Below are 19097 nucleotides of genomic sequence, written 5' to 3' on the forward strand. Positions count from 1 at the left end.
TTGAACGGCCGCCGGCAAGAAAATGGCGTCGTCAGGAGTGGTGAGTCGAAGGATACCAGCGCAGAGAGTTATTGACAGGGCCTTGGGTGACCAGCACTTTTCCCTTGCTCGCCAGGCTCAGCAGCAAATTGCGCGCCTGATAAATCGTCAAGTCGTTGGACTCGGCCAATTGGCGCGTGGTGGGCCATTCGCCGGGGGGGGGCGGCGGCGTTTCCATGGCTGAAGGGCACAGGTTGTGTAGCGTCGTGAGTAAATGTTGCTGCAGGTTTTGCAATTCTTGTTGTTTTGAAGTCCGTTTTGCCATGTAAGCCTCCCTTAAACTTCAGGTGAGTTTTGATATAGCGGTAAAAGATGGGTTAGAGAATAGCGCTGGTTGCCGACAAGACGCTCCTGAGCTATTCCCAGGCGGCCGTCTGAACCTGATATTTCCGCCGCTATTACCCGGTGGCGCGCAAGGGACTGGATGGAGAATTCTGTTACCGGGGTCCCGGCCGGCTGTGTGTATTGGCTGTATTTCATTGTTTTTCTCCATGGTGTACTTCCGAGCCTGGTTTCACCTGTTCGGATCGTTAAGTCTTCCTTCTCTTTTCCGACGCATTATAACGCAAATGGCAAAATGGCGATCATTAATGTCGTGGAAAATATGTTTTTCGATACAATTGACTGGTGTTATTGATTTTACGATCTGTTGTCTCGCAAAAATATATTCGTCTCGTGGTTTTTGGGCTTATATTTTGTATTTATTGGTTTTGATTAAAATGACTTTCCAAGGTGTGAGTGTTTTTGTAAGAATAACCAGGCCAAAATGAGCGGGTAAGACGGAACTTATTTTAAATATCTCTGAAGGGTAAGTTTTTAGACGATCTTTATTTAAGCGTGTTTTTTTTGCCTGCTTAGCTATTCGTTTATAACCCTGATTGGGTGGTAATGAATTGATAGTCGCGATTTCACAATTGCGACGTCTTTCTTTTTGGCGATGAGTAATACCGTTATTCATTCTGGAATGTATAAATGGCTGTTAAAGGAACGGGAGCAATCCTGCGCTTTTTACACAATATTAAAGGAATAAGTGAATTATGAAACTGAACAAAATCATGCTGGCAACTGTTCTGGCGTTTGGCGTGTCTTCTCTGGCGAATGCTGCCGATCAGGGTCATGGCAAAGTGACTTTTACCGGTTCTATTATTGATGCTCCTTGCTCTATTGCGCCTGAGTCGGTCGATCAAACTGTGGAAATGGGGCAGATTTCCAATGTCGCGCTGAAAAATGGCGGCAAATCAGCGCCGCGTCAGTTCGATATTAAACTGGAACAGTGCGACACCTCCACGCTGAAAACCGTCACCACCACTTTTGACGGCAAGGCTTCCGCCGCGAACCCAGATCTGCTGGGCATCATCGGTACTGCCAGCGGCGCCAGCATCGCCATTACCGACATGGCGAGCAATCCGATCAAACTGGGCACCGCAACGGCTCCTCAGACGTTGAACGACGGCAACAACACGCTGCGCTTCGCGGCTTACCTGCAGGGTGACGGCGCTTCCGCCACCGTGGTTCCAGGTGATTTTACCGCCGTAGCCGATTTCAAACTGGCTTACCAATAAGTCTCATCGCCATTGGCGTGACGTCTTTATGCATGCGGGATATCCCGCATGCATTTTCCCAGGATGAAAGGTATTTGTCAGGGGTATTTAATGAACCGGTTTATTTACCATTTAGTGTCTCCTTGCATATTGATGACCATGCTAGTTATTCCGGCCACTCAGGCTGCTCCCAAGGTTCAGGGATGGGGGCGAGTGAATATGCAAGGAGCCATTATCGATACCGCTTGCGCCATTGCCGCCGGCAGTCGCGATCAGACTATCGATATGGATGTGTTGCCGCTGGGAAATATCGCGCGCGATGGGCAGGGCAATACGCGCCCATTCACCATCGAATTAATCAACTGCACGTTTGAACGGCCAAAGCCCAATTTGCCAGACTGGAAGCAATTCCAGGTTGTTTTTGACGGCGATGCCGATGGCGAGTTATTTGGCGTGCGCGGAGACGCGAAGGGTGTGGCGCTGCAAATATCCGATGGCCAAGGGAATATCGTGGCGCCCGGTGTGCCTTTGCCGCGTGGCGATATTTCACCAGGAAGCATGTCGCTCAACTATTCCATCAAGCTGGTTGCCAATAATCAACCGCTACATGCCGGGAGCTATTTTTCTGCGGTGCGCTTCAAGCTGGATTATTACTGAAGTTTTTATTACGGCTTACGGTGGGCCGCAACGACGGAAATATACGATAAAGGTTAGGGATATGATGTTATCACCTGCTGGGAAGCTATTTCGATTTCAGGTTCTGGGGTTATGTATCACGCTGGCGCTGGGAAGTTCATCAACGCGTGTTTACGCTGAAGACGGTATTCAATTTAATACTGACATTCTGGATGTTAACGATCGGAAAAATATCGACCTAAGCCAATTTTCCCGCAGCGGCTACATTATGCCGGGGAGTTACAGCATGGTGGTTCATATCAATAAAAACGAACTGCCTGAGCAAAAAATATCGTTTTATCCGCCGGACAACGATCCGGACGGCAGCCGGGCCTGCATCACCAAAGCGTTGGTCGAACAATTGGGGCTGAAGCAAGAGATGATGCGATCGCTCAGCTGGTGGCATCAGGGTGAGTGTCTGGACGAATCCAGCCTTAAGGGCATGGAGTCGCGCGGCGATCTTGCGACGGCTGCGATCTATCTGAGCGTGCCGCAGGCTTATATGGAGTACAGCTCGGAAGACTGGGATCCGCCGTCGCGCTGGGATGAGGGCATTCCGGGATTGTTGTTCGACTACAACCTCAATGCTCAAAGCCGGCATCAGCAAAAGGAGGGCACTCGCGAGTATAGCGTCAGCGGCAACGGTACCGCCGGCGCCAACCTCGGCGCCTGGCGTCTGCGCGCCGACTGGCAGGGGCAGCTCAACCATCAAACCGGTGTTGGGCAGCCTACCGATAAGAAGTTGGACTGGAGCCGCTATTACGCCTACCGCGCCATCCCCGCGCTGCGTTCGCGTCTGACGCTGGGTGAAGATTATTTGGATTCGGGCATTTTCGAGAGCTTCCGTTTTTCAGGCGCGAGTCTGGTCTCCGACGACAATATGCTGCCGCCCAACCTGCGCGGCTATGCGCCAGAGGTGGTCGGCGTGGCCAAAACCAACGCCAAGGTGACCATCAGTCAGCAGGGGCGGGTGATCTATGAAACCCAGGTGGCGGCGGGGCCGTTCCGTATTCAGGACATCAATGACGCCATCTCCGGCGAGTTGGATGTGCGGGTGGAAGAACAAGACGGCAGCATACAGGCGTTCAAGATGAACACCGCCAGCATTCCGTATCTGACCCGCCCGGGCTCGTGGCGTTTCAAACTGGCGGCGGGCAAGCCGTCCGACTGGCAACACCACTCTCGCGGGCCGCTGTTTGGCACCGGCGAATTCTCATGGGGCATCAGCAACGGCTGGTCGTTGTATGGCGGCGCGTTGGCGGGCGGCGATTATAACGCCCTTTCGCTGGGCGTGGGGCGCGATCTGATGATGTTCGGCGCGCTGTCGTTCGACGCCACTCAATCGCGGGCGCGCCTGCCGCAGCAGGAAAAAACGCTGAGCGGCGGTTCTTACCGGGTGAGCTATTCGAAAACCTTCGATGAGTTGGACAGCCAGGTCACCTTCGCCGGCTACCGTTTCTCGGAAGAAGACTACATGAGCATGAGCGAATACCTCGACGCGCGTTATTACGGTAATCGGGTCGGCAACAACAAGGAGATGTACACCATCACCTTTAACAAGCAGTTCCGCGACTGGGGGTTGAGCACCTACCTCAACTACAACCATCAGACTTATTGGGATCGCCCGGCCAATGACCGCTACAGCCTGACGGCGTCGCGCTATTTCGACATCGGCGACTTCAAAAACCTAAGCCTGTCGTTGTCGGCTTATCGCAACCGTTACAACGAGACCAACGACGACGGCATGTATCTGTCGCTGTCAATGCCGTGGGGCAATGGCGCCACTCTCAGCTACAACACCACGGTGAATCGCAACGACAACACTCATCGCGTGGGGTACTACAACCGCGTCGACGAACACAACAACTATCAGGTGAGCGCCGGCAGCGCGCGTAGCGGCGCCAATTTGAACGGCTACTACAACCACGAGGGCGACGTGGCGCGTCTGAGCGCCAACGCCAGCTATCAGGCCGGCCGCTACAGCGCCGTTGGCCTGTCCGCGCAGGGAGGGATGACCGTCACGCAGGAAGGCGGCGCGCTGCATCGCTCTACCGTTATGGGCGGTACGCGCTTGTTGCTGGACACCAACGGCGTAGCCGGGGTACCGGTGCGCGGCTACGGCAGCACTGTGAGCACCAACCGCTTCGGCAAGGCGGTGGTGGCGGACGTCAATAGCTATTACCGCAACAAGGCCAGCATCGATCTGAACAAGCTGGGAGACAACGCCGAGGCCACCCGATCGGTGGTGCAGGCCACCCTGACCGAAGGGGCGATTGGCTACCGCAAGTTCGATGTGATCGCCGGTGAGAAGGCAATGGCGATCGTCAAACTGGCAGACGGCAGTACGCCGCCGTTCGGCGCTACGGTGCTGAACGCCCGCAAACAGGAAACCGGCATCGTCAACGATGGCGGCAGCGTCTACCTGAGCGGCATCAACGCCGGTGAAACCATGACGGTCCACTGGAATGGTGCCGCACAGTGCCAAATACAGCTGCCGTCTTCGTTGCCGACCGACATGCTGATGCGCACATTGTTGCTGCCTTGCCGGCCGCTCGCCCCGGCTGAATAAATTCATCATTCTGAATCTGGAGTAATCGACAACATGCAGAACATTTCCCTGAAGACCGCGGCGGCGATCGCCCTGTTGAGCACAGCGATGTCGCAGCAGGCATCGGCGGCGATCGCGCTCGATCGCACCCGGGTGATCTTTGACGGCGGCCAGAGCTCGGTCAGCCTGAACCTCAGCAACCAGAACAAACAGCTGCCGTATCTGGCGCAGGGGTGGCTGGAGGACGAGCAGGGCAACAAGATTCAGAGCCCGCTGGTAGTGCTGCCGCCGGTGCAGCGCATCGAGCCGGGCAAACCTAGCCAGATAAAGATTCAGGCGCTGCCGGCGGCTAAACAGCTGCCACAGGATCGCGAGAGCCTGTACTACTTCAATTTGCGCGAGATCCCGCCTAAGAGCGACAAACCGAACACGCTGCAGATCGCGCTGCAAACGCGCATCAAGCTGTTTTACCGCCCGGCGGCGATCGTGCCGAGCCGTACCGACATGGCGACGCCGTGGCAGGAGCAGCTGACGCTGACGCGCCAGGGAGACGGCTATCAGGTCAATAACCCGACCCCTTATTACATCACCATTGTCGATGCCGGGAGCAAAAAGCACGGCGAAGGCGCGCAGGGTTTCGAGCCCTTCATGATCGCGCCCAAGAGCAATGCGCGGCTGACCGTGAGCGCGGCGGCCCTGGGCGGCAGCCCGGTGCTGACCTATATCAACGACTACGGCGGCCGGCCGCAGCTCAGTTTCAGCTGCAGCGGCGGCAGTTGCAAAGTGGTGCCGGAAAAGAAACCGGCTTCATAACCCTCTGTTCAGGCCGTTATCGACGGGAGAGTGACTCAGGTGCAAAGGATGAAACGAAAACTGAAAAAGGACAGCCTGCCGCAGCGCTGCGAATGGCGCTCTTACGCCGCGATGGGCGGCCTGGCGCTGATGTTGCCGCTGCTATTGCCGAAAGCCGTCGCGGCCGACAACTGGCAGGTGGAAGGCGCCAACGGCGTGTTGCAGGTGCGCGGCGCGCTGACGGAGAGTGCCTGTCGGTTGGAGATGACTAGCGCGCGGCAGGATATTTGGCTGGGGGAAACCGGCACCGCACGCTTGCGGCAGGCCGGCGATCGCGGGCTGCCGGTGGCGTTCGAGCTGCGCTTGCAGGATTGTCTGCGCGCCTCGACCAGCCAGCGCGATGCGCGCACCGGCGCGCTGACCTGGGCGCCGAACCAACCGGCGGTGACGGTCAGCTTCGGCGCGCCGGCGGATATGGACAATCCACAGTTGGTGAAAGCGCAGGGCGTTTCTGGTCTGGGGCTGCGCCTGCTGGACGGCCGCGGCCGCGACGTTCGTCTGGGCAGCCGCGGTGAGCCGCTGATGCTGACGCCGGGGCAGAATACCTTGAGCTACACCGTCGCGCCGGAGCGAACCGCGGCACCGTTGATGGCCGGCGCTTATCGGGCGGCGGTGGATTTTAGGCTGAGTTATGACTGAGGCGGCGAGATGGCGCAGATGATGAAACGAAGCCGAACGGCGATCTGGCTGGCGGGGCTGTTGGCGCTGGTTCAACTGTCGGCTAAGGCGAACACCCTGGTAAACGTCCGGGTCACCGTGCTTTCGCCCCCCTGCATCATCAACGGTGGGCAGCCTATCGAGGTGAATTTCGGCGATGAAGTGATGACCACCCGGATCGACGGCAACAACTATCGGCGGCCGGTGAACTATACGCTGACGTGCAACGGGCAGAGCAGCAATGCTCTCAAATTGCAGGTTCAGGGGGCGGCAGCCGGTTTCGACGGTCAATTGTTGCGCACCAGCCAGGACGGACTGGGCATCGCGCTGCTGAACGGCGGCCGCCGCTGGCCGATCAATCAGTGGTTGAATTTTACCTATCCCGTCACGCCGACGCTTGAGGCGGTGCCGGTGAAATCGGCCGTTGCCAAACTGACGGCGGGCGAATTCACCGCCGGCGCGACGATGAAAGTGGACTATCAGTAACGCAGGAGCGAGAGCATGAAACAGCGTTTAACGGCGAGCGTGCTGCTGTGCGCCGGCGTGGTGTGCCCTTTCGCATGGGCGGAAAAAACGGTCGATATGCAGTTCCGCGGCACGCTGATTGAGCCGCCGCCCTGCACCATCAACGATGATGGCGTGATCGATGTGGATTTCGGCGATCGCGTCGGTATCAATAAGGTCGACGGCGTGAATTACCGGCAAACCATCGGCTATCGCATTACCTGCGAGCCGGGGATCGGCAAGTGGGACATGATGTTGAGCCTGAACGGCACGGCGACGTCTTTCGATGAGGCGGCGGTGCAAACCAACCACCGTTATCTGGGCATTCGCATTTACCAAAATGCCGCGCCATTCAAAGTGGGCAGTTCGCTGCCCATCGATCCGCTCAAGCCGCCGGTGCTGGAAGCAGTGCCGGTCAGCAAGGCGGGGGAAACCTTGACGGAAGGGGCGTTCGACGCCACTGCGACTTTGCAGGCTGACTACCAGTGAAGGAGGGAACACGTATGAAAATGACGCCAAGACGCCGCTGGGTGACGGCGGGGCTGTTGCTGTTTTCACTGGGCGCGAGCGGCATGGCGCGTGCGGCGGACAATCTGTATATGCACGGCGCGCTGGTGGCGGAGCCCTGTGTCATTCAGCCGGGCGACGAAGATATCCAACTGGATTTCGGCACCGTGGTCGACAAATACCTGTACTTGAACCAGCGCACGTTGAGCCAACCGTTCGCGCTGCGGCTGTCCGAATGCGATCTGAGCCTGGGAAAAACGGTGTCGATCACCTTCAAGGGCGAGGAAAACCCGCAGTTGCCGGGGCTGTTGGCGCTGGCGGCGAGCAGCGAGGCCAGCGGGATCGCCATCGGTATGGAAACCGCGCAAGGGCAGCCATTGCCGCTCAACAGCGCCAGCGGCAAGTACCCGTTGCAGAACGGCAGTACGGTAATCGCCGTGCAGGCTTATGTGCGGGGCGAACCGGAGGCGCTGGCGAAGAAGACCATTGGTCGGGGCGCGTTCAACGCCATTGCGACTTTCAACCTGGACTATCAATAAACGCCGGGCCGGCCCGGTATTTGGCAAAACAGAATAAGGACCTGACGCGATGCAGCGTGCTCACTTCAGATGGATGTCTCTACTGCTTGGCCTGGTGCCGGGGCTGTGCTCGGCACAAATCTATTCGTACGTCACCCAAAGCACCGGCTCTCCCTCCAACGCTAGCTATAAGTTCGTGCTTGAAAGCTGGGATATGGACGACCTGTCGCCCAATCCCTGCTATCAGCAGGCAAATTGCGCCATCGGCATTAACCACCGGCATACCAGCACCAACACCGGGGGCACATCTTCGGTGTCACCGTCTGCCTACGTTGTCGGCTCGACGCGTTATCCGCAAATTACTCAATTGGCGACGATGGGCGAGCTCAGCCGTTTTTATCAAAGCATCTATCCGTTGCCGATACAGGGGAGCACTTCGCACGTGGGGGAGTCGATCACTCAGGAGTGCGTCGGGTTGTTTTACAACACGCGCTCCGGTTCCGCGGTAACGGGAAGCAATGCGCGCCTGATGCCCAGCAGCGTCTGCGGCATCGCGCCGCCGCCGGTCGGGGTGTGCGGCATTGATGAGCAGCAGCTCGATTTGAACCATGGGGTGCTGCAGGATACTGAACTGGCGGGCAATACCGCGCGCGGCAGTCTGCGGGTGGTGTGTTCGCAGAAGATGAATATCGTCATGTATATCCGCACCGGTAGCAACGGCCGTTTGGATCTGGGCAACAACTCGGGCGTCTACAGCACGCTGCGCATCAATGGCGTGTTGGGCAATCAGGGGTATCCGTTCACTGCCGACACGAGCGGCATCACGTTGCCGGTCACTTCAACGCTCGGCGTGACCGGAACGGTCAAAGCGGGTGATTATTCGGGCCAATCGGTCGCCATTCTGGCGCTGCCGTAGCCGCATTACCCGCGCCGCGCGCCGTCGCGATACCGCGTTATGCCGTTGAGTCGCCCTCCATCGGGGGGATGACTCACGCTCGGCGGCGGCCGGGAAGGATTATTTCAAAGGGAGTGTGCCGATGGAAAGCACCATCACTCTGGCGTTTATCGATAATGACCGTTTCTTTATCGAAGGATTGCAGCGGCTGCTGCTGGCGTATTTTTCGCGCCGAGGTATGCGGGTTCAACTGCTGGACGCCGCACAGGCGCACCGGGCGGATATGGTGTTCCAGTCCGTGGAGCGAGACTGGCAGGCGCGTTTCTGCCTGTGTTCAGTGAGCGGCAGCCGACCGATCAACTTTGCGCTGCGTGAGCCGGGCGATACTCGCTGGCGCGATAAGCCGCGATGCATCAGCGAAGCGGGGGTGATCTTCCGCAATGACTCACCTGGCAGCGTAGTCGGACAGCTGGACCTCGCACTGGCGGGGATGGCGGCGCGAGCGTACGGCGGTGAAGCGCGCCGGTGTCATTGGTGTGAACGGCAGCGCATTACCCGTCGTGAGCAGGACGTGATGCGCTATCTGGCCTGTGAATTGCCGCAGACCACCATCGCGCGCAACCTGCACCTGAGCGTGAAAACCGTCAGCAATCACAAACAGGCGGCGATGAGAAAACTGGGTTTCAAACGCAACGTGGATCTCTACCACTGGCTGCGAATGGGCGGGTTGAAAACCGTAGAGCGGCCGTGAGGGCGCGGCTCAGGCGCCTGAGCCGCTGCGGCGTCAATACAGCAGGGTCATCGCGCTGAAAAACAACAGCGTCAACGCGATGATGATGACGTTTTGCGTGGCTTTGCGCACCAACCTGCTGGAGCTCAGCCGGCTGTCGATGACATAGAGCAGCGGCACCATCAGCAGCACGTAGGCGAACATCAGCATGGCGGTAAAAGGCTGCACATTCATTCCGGCGGCTCCTGTGAGTCATCTTGGCCGATCAGGTGCACCAGCACGGCCTCTGTTTGAAGGGGAAGCCCGACAAAGGGCGAATTGACGGGGGGAGCCGGCTCGAACGGCAGGCCGGCGCGCCGCGTCTTCACCGCCGCTTGCAGGATCTTCTTTTGGTGTCTTTGCGTGTGGTCGACCATGCGCCTCCGAATAGGGCCGCCCGCAGGCGGCCGACTGCCGTATTGCCCATTAAGGTGGAGAAGGATTGCGGGCCACTGCCGGGGCCACGCACTCATAATATTGCGAATGATAATTATTATCAATAATGAAAATGAAAAAATTAAGGGTATTGCGGGCGTCGCATCAGGCGGGGCGTAAAAAGAAAAAGCACGCCTTGCGGCGTGCTTTGCGGGGTACTAACGGCGGTGGTTACTTCTGATCGGGCAGCGCGTAAGCGACCACGTAGTCGCCCAGCTTGGTGCCGAAGGAACCGTGGCCGCCGGCGTAGATCAGCACGTACTGCTTACCGTTGACCTCATAGGTCATCGGCGTCGCCTGGCCGCCGGCCGGCAAGCGCGCTTCCCACAGTTTTTCACCGTTGGTCACGCTGAAGGCGCGCAGGTAGTTGTCAGCGGTGGCGCCGATGAAGAACACGTTACCGGCGGTAGTTACCGGGCCGCCCAGCATCGGCATGCCCATTTTGAACGGCAGCGGCAGCGGTGAGCTGTCGCGCACGGTGCCGATGCGTTTTTTCCACACGATGTCGTTGGTTTTCAGATCCACGGCGGAAATGTAACCCCAGGCCGGCTGTTTGCACGGCAGGCCAAACGGTGACAAGAATGGGTTCAGAGTAACGCCGAATGGTACGCCATATTGCGGCTGTACACCGGATTCGGTGCCGCTGCCGCCTTTGTCGCCTTCCGGCGGCTCAATCGGGTTGCCAGGGCCGCGCGGGATCAGTTTGGACACGAACGGCAGCGCGATCGGGTTGGCGATGGCGATTTCGCGATCGGTATCGACGGCCAGGCCGCCCCATTCGAACATGCCCAGGTTACCCGGGAACACCAGCGTGCCCTGCTCGGATGGCGGGGTGAAGGTGCCTTCGTAGCGCAGGCTGTGGAACATCACGCGGCAGACCAGCTGGTCATAGATGGTCGCCCCCCACATGTCCGCACCGGTCAGTTTCTTCTCAGGACGGAAGGTCAGCTCGGAGAACGGCTGGGTCGGCGACAGGCGATCGCCTTTGGCCGGGCCCTGCGGTACCGGTTTCTCCGGCGCCGGCACCACCAGTTCGCCGTTGGTGCGGTTCAACACGAAGATGTTGCCGGTTTTGGTCGGCACGTAAATGACCGGCACTTTTTTACCGCTCTTGTCGGTAATGTCCGCCAGGGTCGGCTGAGCAGGCACGTCCATATCCCACAGGTCGTGGTGGACTGTCTGATAGAACCAGACCAGTTTGCCGGTGGAGGCGTTCAGCGCCAGCAGGCCGCTGGCGTAGCGCTCCATTTCCGGGGTGCGGTTGCCGCCCCAGATGTCCGGCGTGGCGACGCCCATCGGCAGATAGACGATATCCAGCTTGGCGTCATAGGCGGCCGGCGCCCAGGAGTTCGGCGAGTTCGGCACGAAGTGATGCTCGTCCGCCGGGATGGCGTTCGGATCTTTCGCACCCGGATCGAAGGCCCACAGCAGCTTGCCGCTGTTGACGTCGAAGCCGCGGATCACGCCGGAAGGCTCACGGTTGGAGTAGTTGTCGGTCACGGCACCGGCGACGACGATCACGTTATCGGTGATCACCGGCGGTGAAGTCGGCTCATAGTGGCCCGGCGTCGCATACGGCATGTTGCTCTGCAGGTTCAGCTCGCCGTTGTTGGCGAAGTCCGGGCATGGTTTACCGGTTTCGGCGTCCAGCGCGAACAGGCGGCCGTCGTTGACCGGCAGAATGATGCGGCGTGCGCACATCGCCGGCGCGGCGTTGCCGGCAGCTTCTACGGCGGCAGCGGTTTCGTGGTAAGACACGCCGCGGCAGGTGATGTGCTGGAAGGTCGGGTTGTACTTTAGCTGCGGATCAAACTTCCATTTTTCTTTACCGGTGGCGGCATCCAGCGCAAACAGCTTCTGGTGCGGCGTACACATGTAAAGGGTATCGCGGATCTTGATCGGCGTGACTTCGTTGGTGATCTCACCCGGATCGTTGGCGGTCTTCAGATCGCCGGTCTGGAAACGCCAAACCTCTTGCAGCTGGCCAACGTTTTTGTCGTTGATCTGGCTCAGCGGCGAGTAACGGGTGCCTTCCTGGGTGCGGCCATAGGCCGGCCAGTCGGCGCCGGTGGCGTCTTTCGGCTGTACCTGCGCGGCGTCGAGGGTGCCGTTGATCTCTTGCGGATCGTTGAATACGGCATAGGCCAGCGCGATGACGGTGATGACCAGCGCCGCGCTCAGCGCACCATAGGCGAACTTGCCGTTGGCGACCAGCTTACGGTAGATAAACGGCAGCACCAGCCACAGGCCGAAGAAGAAGGTGACGTCCAGGCGCGGCGTCAACGCCCAGAAGTCCGGGCCGACTTCCCACAGGGCCCAAACGGTGGTGCCCAACAGGAACACGGCGTACAGCAGCAGCGCGGTGGCGCGGCGGCGGAACAGCAGCCAAGAGGTCGCCAGCAGCACCAGCCCGGCGATGATGTAATACAGCGAACCGCCCAACTTGGCCAGCCAAATGCCGCCGCCGAGCAGATAAAGCCCGCTCAGGGCGGCAAACAGCGCCGTTATGACGATAAGCGGCGATAGTGACGCTTTATTTTGCATAGCAATACCCTTACCAAAAATGAAAGTCCCCGATTTAGAGATTAAGCCAAATCGGAAAAAACACGCGGTTTCTCCCTACTATTTCAGCGGGAGCCGCTAGGGTGACGTAAAACCCATCCCGTCTTTTAACCTTAAGGTGCTTTGCCTTATTCAAAGCGGTAAGACAAGGTGGCGCCGCCACCCCAGTTGCGCCCCGGCGCCGGCTCGAAATAGCGGCCGTTGCCTTCGTTGACGATCACCGAACCGACGTAACGGCGATCGAACACGTTATCTACCCGGCTGAACACGTCCAGCGCCCAGCGGTTCCAGGTAAAGCGATAGCCGGCGTTTACGCCGGCCACGGTGTAAGAGGGGGCCTGCGCGCTGTTGGCGTCGTTGGCCTGAATGTCGCTCATGTAGCGCAGCTCCGCGCCGGCGTGCCAGCCTTCCGGCGGCGCAAACGCCAGCGAGGCGTAGCCCATGTTGCGCGCGATGCCCGGCAGGCGATTGCCGGCGGGAATGGTCTGGGCCGGGGTACAAACGGCTTTGCCGCACATATCGCTGCGGTAGGTGGCGTCCAGCAGCGTCCAGGCCATATGCAGGCGCCAGTCCAGCGCAAACTCCTGATCCAGCGCCAGCTCCAGGCCGCGACGCCGGGTTTTGCCGGCATTGGCGTAGCTGGTGCGTCCGCCGCTGCTTTCCGCCACCACCAACTCGTTGTCGGTATCGGTCTGGAACAGGGCGGCGCTCACCAACCCGTTGCCGAGGCGCAGCTTGCTGCCCAGTTCGACGGTATCGCTGGTGGAAGGCTGCAGGCCGATGTTGAGGCCTGACTGGCCGTCGGGACGGTAGGAGAGCTCGTTGATGGTGGGGGTTTCAAAGCCGCGGCCGGCGGAGAGATAGACGTTCCACGCCGGGTTGATCTTATAGTTGAGCGAGCCCATCGGCAGCCACTGATGGTAGCGTTTGCTGCCGCTGTCGTCGCCGTTGCGCGGCGTGATGTAATAGTCGGTCGAGTCGAAGCTGACCGTGCTGTAGCGCAGGCCGGCGTCCAGCGTCCAGTGCGGCGTCAGTTGCCAGGAGGTTTGCAGGTAAGGATCCAGGTTCCAGATGCGGTTCTTCTCGTTGCGCCGCTGGTCGCCTTTCTCGCCATAATCCACTGTGCCGTCTCGCAGAATAAAGTTTTCGAACCCCTGGCGGCGTTCGGTCATGGTTTCATAATCCAGACCGCCGATCAGTGTTACCGGTAACGATGCGAGAGTATCCTCATGCTTCCAGCGAGTGTCAATGCCCTGATATTTTCTTTCCAGCACGATCACCCCGCCGGCGTGGGTGGGGTTGAGTTGTGGCCCCATCGGGATTGATTGGTACTGCGTGGTGTGGCGCTCGCCGTGGTAGGCGGTCAGGGTCAGTTCGTCGCGTTCGCTCATCTGGCGTTGATAGCGCAGGCCGGCCTGGGTCTGGTCGAGCGATTTGCGGGTGTTGTATTGATCCGCGCGCGGCGCCTGGCGCGGGTTGGCCTTCCATTCCGCCTCGGTCAGGCCGCCCGGATCGCCGGCGTCAATCGAGACGCTGTTGAACATCAGCGTCAGGGTGCTGACGTCGTCCAGCCGCACGCCGAGCTTGCCGTTGCCGAGGTTTTTCCGCGCGGCGCTGTGATCGCGGTAGCCCTGGGTGGTAAAGCGGGTGCCGGAGATGGCGTAGTTGACGTCGCCGGCCTGGGTGCCGTCGCCGGTGGCGCCGGTCGCTTTCACCCCGTAGCGCCAGGTGTTGTCGCTGCCGAAATAGCTGCCGGCTTCCAGCGTCGGCGGCTGGGTGCCGGTTATCGTATCAACATTGATTACCCCGCCCGAGGCGTTGCCGTACAGCGCGGAATAGGGGCCGCGCAGCACCTCGATGCGTTCGACGGAATTGATGTCGATATTGGAGGTTTGCCCCTGCCCGTCGGGCATGGTGGCGGGAATGCCGTCGACGTACATGCGCACCCCGCGCACGCCGAACATCGAACGGCTGCCGAACCCGCGTATCGACAGCTGCAGATCCTGCGCATAGTTTTGCCGATTTTGGAGCTGCAGGCCCGGCACGCTGCCGAGGTTTTCCGACAGGTTAATCTGCGGCGCGGCGTTGCGCAGGGTTTCGCCGTCGATCACGCTGACGGAGACCGGCGACCCCAGCTCGGTCAATCCGGTGGGTTGCGCCATCACCACCAGGGTGTCGCTTTTTTCTTCATTATTTTCTGCGGCCAGCGCCTGGCTGGCGAACATGGGCTGTAGCAATAGCATTGCAGCCGAGGTAAGCACGGCGCTTTTCTTATTGGTCATGGAATAAATCTGCCACTGGTATTGAAAGGGAATCGCAGGTCGATTCAGAGTTAGCCATCTGTCGCTCCATCTACATGACGCTAAACGAAAAGGGTAAGGCATCCTGACATCAGTATAGAGTATCTCGGGAAGGAACGTTCCCGCAAAAACTCCGGTCCCAGCGACGGTTAACGGATTCATGAGCCTGGCTCATAAGCCCAAGCGTATTTCGCCCCATAGTCATGGCGGTGGTTGCGTTTTACAGTCATCACACCGGAGCGGCTCCGCGTCAGGCGGGGCCGGTATCAATCAGCGGGAGAGTGAAGATGCAAACACGCAAGTTGGGGCGCGAAGGGCTGGAAGTTTCGGCGTTGGGGTTGGGCTGCATGGGGCTGAGTTTTGGCTACGGCCCGGCCACCGACAAACGGCAGGCGATCGAACTGATCCACGCCGCGGTTGACGAGGGGGTGGCGCTCTTCGATACCGCCGAGATTTATGGTCCGTTCACAAACGAGGAATTGTTGGGCGAAGCGCTGGCGCCGGTGCGCGATCGGGTCGTCATCGCCACCAAATTCGGTTTCGATCTGCCGCAACCGGCGGGGCAACAGGTGTTGAACAGCCGCCCGGAGCATATTCGCCGGGCGGTGGAAGGTTCGCTGAAGCGCCTGCGGATAGAGACGATCGATTTGCTGTATCAGCACCGTGTCGATCCCGAGGTGCCTATCGAGGAGGTGGCCGGTACGGTGCAGCAACTGATTCGCGAAGGGAAAGTGAAGTACTTCGGCCTGTCGGAAGCCGGTGCGCAAACCATTCGGCGAGCTCACGCGGTGCAGCCGGTCACGGCGCTGCAAAGCGAATATTCGCTGTGGTGGCGCGAGCCGGAGCGTGAAATCTTGCCGACGCTGGCGGAACTGGGCATCGGTCTGGTGCCGTTCAGCCCGCTCGGTAAGGGCTTTCTCACCGGCGCCATTACCGAGAACACCACCTTCGACAGCGGCGATTTTCGCAACCTGGTGCCGCGCTTCAGCGCCGAAGCGCGCCGGGCCAACCAGGCGCTGGTGGATGTGCTGGGGCAGATAGCGCAGCGCAAGGGCGTGACGCCGGCGCAGATCGCTCTGGCCTGGTTGCTGGCGCAGCAGCCGTGGATCGTGCCGATCCCGGGAACCACCAAGCGCCATCGGCTGGAAGAAAACCTCGCGGCGGCGTCGGTCGCGTTGGCGGCGGGCGAACTGGGCGAGATTGAGCGCGCGCTCTGCGCGATCGACGTGATCGGCGATCGCTACCCGGCACATCTGCAGAAAAACGTCGGGCGTTAAGCCCCGCGCCGCAGCGCTTCAATCAGCAGCGCAAAGGCGGTGGTGTGCTGCCTGCGGCTAGGATAATAGAGATAATAGCCGGGAAACGGCGGGCACCAGTCGTCCAGCGCCATCTGCAACCGGCCGTCGGCCAGCGGCTCGGCGACGGTATCTTCCGGCACAAAGGCGATGCCGAGGCCGAGCTGCGCAGCGTCGATTCGCTGGCGCAGGCTGTTGAAGGTCAGTTGCCCCTCCACCCGCACCTTAATCTCCCGGCCATCGCGGGCAAATTCCCAGGCGTACAGCCCGCCGAGGGTGGGGAGCCGCATATTGATGCAGCGATGGTTTTGCAGCGCTTGCGGCGTGGCAGGGAGGCCGTAACGGGCGAAATAGTCAGGGGAGGCGACGGGCACCATGCGCATGTCCGGCCCGATGCGCACCGCGACCATGTCCTTCGCCACCTGTTCTCCCAGCCGGATGCCGGCGTCGAAACGCCCGGCGACGATGTCGGTCAGGCTGTTATCGACGGTGATTTCCACGTTGATATCCGGGTAATCGACGAGAAAAGTGCGCAGCACCGGCCACAGCACCGCATCCACCGCGTGTTCGCCGGCGGTGATGCGGATGTTGCCGGCGGGCCGATCGCGCATTTCACCCAGCGCGTTCAGCTCGTTTTCTATCTCCGCCAAGCGTGGACCGATGTTGTTGAGCAGCCGTTCACCGGCCTCGGTGGGGGCGACGCTGCGGGTGGTGCGCGTGAGCAGGCGCAGCGCCAGGCGCTCTTCCAGCCCGCGAATAGCGTGGCTGAGCGCCGATTGGGAAACCCCAAGCTGCGCCGCCGCTTTGGTGAAGCTGCGCTCCCTGGCCACCATCAGGAAAGCGATCAGATCGTTAAAGTTTTCTTTCAACATACCGGTACCGAAGAGGAGGGTGAGCGCACTGTCGCGCGTAGATTTATGAATTGAACTCATAGCTCCTTGCGCATTTTACCCGCTAGTCGCCGGAAAAGCATGGCGCTATCTTGGCATCACTGACTCATAACGATCAGCGCCGGCGGTGAGAGCCGACGTGGAGGACACGACAGATGAAAATACAACGCAGCGGTTCACTGCCTTCGCAGCGCGGTTCGGCGAATTATTTTACCGGGCAGGTACGCATCGACGCGCCGTTTGCCGGTGACGCGCCGGCCAGGGTGGGCGGCGCGACCGTCACCTTTGAACCCGGCGCCCGCAAGGCCTGGCATACCCATCCGCTCGGCCAGACGCTGATCGTCACCCAGGGGCGCGGGTGGATCCAGATGTGGGGCGAGACCACGCAGGAAATGCACCCCGGCGATATCGTCTGGATCCCGGCAGGCGTCAAACACTGGCACGGTGCGACGCCGGATACCGCCATGACCCATATCGCCATTGCCGAAGCGGTGAAAGGCAGCCCGGTGACCTGGCTGGAGCCGGTCAGCGAGGTGGAGTACCTGCAATGGCCCGATGGCGAGACTCAATCGATGTTGCGGCGATGATTTACCCCAGCCTGATGATCGGGATCAGATAATCGCAGCGAAAAGTGCCGGGATCGCTCGTTGTCGCCTGTTCAGCATAAACCAGTTTGAGATCTGAACCTTCCCTGCGACTTAACCTGTTGAGGGGCAGAATTGAGTCATACAGCGAGAGGACGAAATCGAGTAGCTTATTGTGGGGCCCGGCGTAACGGAACACGGCATATCTTCCCGGTGTTACAGCGGATTTTTCGCTGCAGAAGCATGACAACATCATCCGTATATGAGGTGCGTCGAGTGCCGGAGGATGAACGCGCCATGAAATCGAGGAATAACGCCTGGCCAGGTCGCTTAGACGCCGGTGGGTAAGGTACATAAATTCAGTTTGCGGCACTATGCCGCTGTCGATTTGCAATGGGGGATGCAGCGTGCTCATGTCCCATTTTTCGTGCTGGCGGTAACGGCTGGGGGAGAGGCCGAACTGCCGCGTGAAAGCACGAGTGAAAGCTTGCTGACTGTCGAATCCGTATCGCTTGGCGATATTATAGATAGAGTTACGGGTTAAGCGCAGCGCCAGTGCGGCTTTTGACAGTCGGCGAACGCGAATGTAATGCCCTAAATCTTTGCCGGTGACTTTCTTGAACTCTCGCTGCAGGTGCCATTTGGAATAACCACTGCGCTGAGAAACAGCATTCAGCGTCAGGTCACTCTGCAGGCTGGCTTCGAGCCACTCCAGCATTTTATGAATAATAACTTTTTGCATGAAATCATCCTTGTCAGTGAATTCAACGATGCCGCTCTGGCAAGAGTGTCAGTGGGGGAAATAGGGAATGATGCGAATAGAAAGCCGCGGCGTTTAGCTAGACAAGGCGGATGATTTTGTCCGGGCGAATTCTGCTACAGGCAATTTCCGCGTGTGATCTTCATCCGGAGCGTTTTCTGAAGATGCGCGTGTTGGCTTGCTCGATAGGCGGCAGTTCGCGCCAGATTTCGGCAGAAGTCAAAAACGCCATGACTCTGGCATCGTTGCAGAGAGATAAATTGGAACAGGCCAGAACGCCCTGTGATGCGAGACGATGATGTATCTTCTTGAGCAGTGTGATTTCCGGTGCAAAACCGTCGAAGAAGGCAAAATCGTATTCTGTGTCTAACGTATCGATGACGGTGTTGAAATCGCCGTGGTGCACAGTTATCCGCGATGAAAGGCTAAGCCAGGCGGTATTGTGTCGGGCAAGTTCAACGTTCACGTCATCTTTATCTATAGTGTCGATCGCTGCCTGAGGAGCTGCGAGCGCCATAACGCATGAGGTAAAGCCGATGGCCGTGCCTAACTCCAGTATCTTGGTGGGACACAGATTGCTAACGGTGTCGTAGAGCCCGACAGCGTCTTCGAATACGTATGACCAGTTGCCGCGTTTACGCTGTAATCTTTTGGTTTCCTGATAAAGGGTGGCCAGCGGCGCCAGCGTTTCCTGGTTTGTTTTGCGTGGGTGGGACATGGTGAAATCCTGCTCGTGGGGGCGTCCGCTCGATAACGGCGAACGCCT

Annotated in this window: 21 protein-coding genes; 12 read left to right on the plus strand and 9 right to left on the minus strand. The window is 59.2% G+C overall.

Annotation, left to right across the window (positions count from 1 at the left end; all coding sequences use genetic code 11):
* Nucleotides 1–31: 31 nt before the first annotated feature.
* Both ACUTSC_RS12900 and ACUTSC_RS12905 read right to left on the minus strand, forming a co-directional pair.
* A complete protein-coding gene (locus ACUTSC_RS12900; RefSeq protein WP_063990430.1) occupies nucleotides 32–304 on the minus strand; it encodes a FaeA/PapI family transcriptional regulator in 273 nt (90 codons plus the stop codon).
* 11 nt (nucleotides 305–315) lie between these two features.
* Nucleotides 316–519, minus strand: a complete 204-nt coding sequence (locus tag ACUTSC_RS12905) for a hypothetical protein (protein ID WP_130017216.1) — start codon at nucleotides 517–519, stop codon at nucleotides 316–318.
* A 557-nt stretch (nucleotides 520–1076) separates the two neighbouring features.
* Here ACUTSC_RS12905 and ACUTSC_RS12910 point away from each other — a divergent pair.
* The 10 genes from ACUTSC_RS12910 (at nucleotide 1077) to ACUTSC_RS12955 (ending at nucleotide 9487) form a co-directional block, all read left to right on the plus strand.
* A complete protein-coding gene (locus tag ACUTSC_RS12910; RefSeq protein ID WP_033635129.1) occupies nucleotides 1077–1601 on the plus strand; it encodes a fimbrial protein in 525 nt (174 codons plus the stop codon).
* Between the two features lie 90 nt (nucleotides 1602–1691).
* Nucleotides 1692–2237 (plus strand): fimbrial protein, encoded by a 546-nt coding sequence (locus ACUTSC_RS12915; protein ID WP_107226592.1) that lies wholly within the window; start codon nucleotides 1692–1694, stop codon nucleotides 2235–2237.
* A 61-nt stretch (nucleotides 2238–2298) separates the two neighbouring features.
* Nucleotides 2299–4824, plus strand: a complete 2526-nt coding sequence (locus ACUTSC_RS12920; RefSeq protein WP_063990429.1) for an outer membrane usher protein — start codon at nucleotides 2299–2301, stop codon at nucleotides 4822–4824.
* Between the two features lie 33 nt (nucleotides 4825–4857).
* Entirely contained in the window at nucleotides 4858–5616 is a 759-nt protein-coding gene (locus ACUTSC_RS12925) for a fimbria/pilus periplasmic chaperone (RefSeq protein ID WP_197768027.1), read from the plus strand.
* Between the two features lie 39 nt (nucleotides 5617–5655).
* On the plus strand, nucleotides 5656–6294 hold the full coding sequence (locus tag ACUTSC_RS12930; RefSeq protein ID WP_197768026.1) for a type 1 fimbrial protein: 639 nt from the start codon (nucleotides 5656–5658) through the stop codon (nucleotides 6292–6294).
* A gap of 21 nt (nucleotides 6295–6315) precedes the next feature.
* Entirely contained in the window at nucleotides 6316–6798 is a 483-nt protein-coding gene (locus tag ACUTSC_RS12935) for a fimbrial protein (RefSeq protein WP_443002522.1), read from the plus strand.
* A 15-nt stretch (nucleotides 6799–6813) separates the two neighbouring features.
* Nucleotides 6814–7305, plus strand: coding sequence for a fimbrial protein (locus ACUTSC_RS12940; RefSeq protein WP_197768024.1), 492 nt, complete (start codon nucleotides 6814–6816; stop codon nucleotides 7303–7305).
* Between the two features lie 14 nt (nucleotides 7306–7319).
* Complete coding sequence (locus tag ACUTSC_RS12945; RefSeq protein WP_443002521.1) at nucleotides 7320–7862, plus strand: fimbrial protein; 543 nt, start codon at nucleotides 7320–7322, stop codon at nucleotides 7860–7862.
* Nucleotides 7863–7935: 73 nt separating this feature from the next.
* Complete coding sequence (locus ACUTSC_RS12950) at nucleotides 7936–8757, plus strand: MrpH family fimbial adhesin (protein WP_233221865.1); 822 nt, start codon at nucleotides 7936–7938, stop codon at nucleotides 8755–8757.
* Nucleotides 8758–8878: 121 nt separating this feature from the next.
* A complete protein-coding gene (locus ACUTSC_RS12955) occupies nucleotides 8879–9487 on the plus strand; it encodes a helix-turn-helix transcriptional regulator (protein WP_063990425.1) in 609 nt (202 codons plus the stop codon).
* Nucleotides 9488–9520: 33 nt separating this feature from the next.
* Here ACUTSC_RS12955 and ACUTSC_RS12960 read toward each other — a convergent pair whose 3' ends face one another.
* The 4 genes from ACUTSC_RS12960 to pqqU all read right to left on the minus strand — a co-directional run bounded on the left by ACUTSC_RS12960 (nucleotide 9521) and on the right by pqqU (nucleotide 14727).
* Nucleotides 9521–9700 carry a hypothetical protein gene (locus tag ACUTSC_RS12960; protein WP_445653354.1) on the minus strand — a complete coding sequence of 60 codons (180 nt, stop codon included), beginning with the start codon at nucleotides 9698–9700 and terminating at the stop codon, nucleotides 9521–9523.
* Entirely contained in the window at nucleotides 9697–9882 is a 186-nt protein-coding gene (locus ACUTSC_RS12965; RefSeq protein ID WP_197768023.1) for a hypothetical protein, read from the minus strand. The genes ACUTSC_RS12960 and ACUTSC_RS12965 overlap by 4 nt, the downstream gene beginning before the upstream one ends.
* A 229-nt stretch (nucleotides 9883–10111) precedes the next feature.
* Nucleotides 10112–12484: a membrane-bound PQQ-dependent dehydrogenase, glucose/quinate/shikimate family gene (locus tag ACUTSC_RS12970; protein ID WP_197768022.1), complete on the minus strand. Its 2373-nt coding sequence runs from the start codon at nucleotides 12482–12484 to the stop codon at nucleotides 10112–10114.
* A gap of 146 nt (nucleotides 12485–12630) precedes the next feature.
* The gene (pqqU, locus tag ACUTSC_RS12975) at nucleotides 12631–14727 is read right to left on the minus strand and encodes a TonB-dependent receptor PqqU (RefSeq protein ID WP_443002656.1); all 2097 of its coding nucleotides are present in this window, start codon (nucleotides 14725–14727) and stop codon (nucleotides 12631–12633) included.
* A 362-nt stretch (nucleotides 14728–15089) separates the two neighbouring features.
* Here pqqU and ACUTSC_RS12980 point away from each other — a divergent pair, with 362 nt between their 5' ends.
* A complete protein-coding gene (locus tag ACUTSC_RS12980; RefSeq protein WP_445653355.1) occupies nucleotides 15090–16079 on the plus strand; it encodes an aldo/keto reductase in 990 nt (329 codons plus the stop codon).
* On the opposite strand, the gene ACUTSC_RS12985 is transcribed toward ACUTSC_RS12980, so the two are convergent.
* Nucleotides 16076–16969, minus strand: coding sequence for a LysR family transcriptional regulator (locus tag ACUTSC_RS12985; RefSeq protein WP_445653356.1), 894 nt, complete (start codon nucleotides 16967–16969; stop codon nucleotides 16076–16078). The two genes, ACUTSC_RS12980 and ACUTSC_RS12985, sit on opposite strands and share 4 nt — an antisense overlap.
* Nucleotides 16970–17142: 173 nt before the next feature.
* On the opposite strand from ACUTSC_RS12985, the gene ACUTSC_RS12990 reads away from it, so the two are divergent.
* Complete coding sequence (locus ACUTSC_RS12990; RefSeq protein ID WP_445653357.1) at nucleotides 17143–17574, plus strand: (R)-mandelonitrile lyase; 432 nt, start codon at nucleotides 17143–17145, stop codon at nucleotides 17572–17574.
* A 1-nt stretch (nucleotide 17575) separates the two neighbouring features.
* Here ACUTSC_RS12990 and ACUTSC_RS12995 read toward each other — a convergent pair whose 3' ends face one another.
* Nucleotides 17576–18313, minus strand: coding sequence for a helix-turn-helix domain-containing protein (locus ACUTSC_RS12995; RefSeq protein ID WP_060430529.1), 738 nt, complete (start codon nucleotides 18311–18313; stop codon nucleotides 17576–17578).
* 160 nt (nucleotides 18314–18473) lie between these two features.
* A complete protein-coding gene (locus ACUTSC_RS13000) occupies nucleotides 18474–19049 on the minus strand; it encodes an O-methyltransferase (protein WP_060430527.1) in 576 nt (191 codons plus the stop codon).
* Nucleotides 19050–19097: the final 48 nt, after the last annotated feature.

The organism is Serratia sp. TSA_105.2, assembly GCF_052692115.1.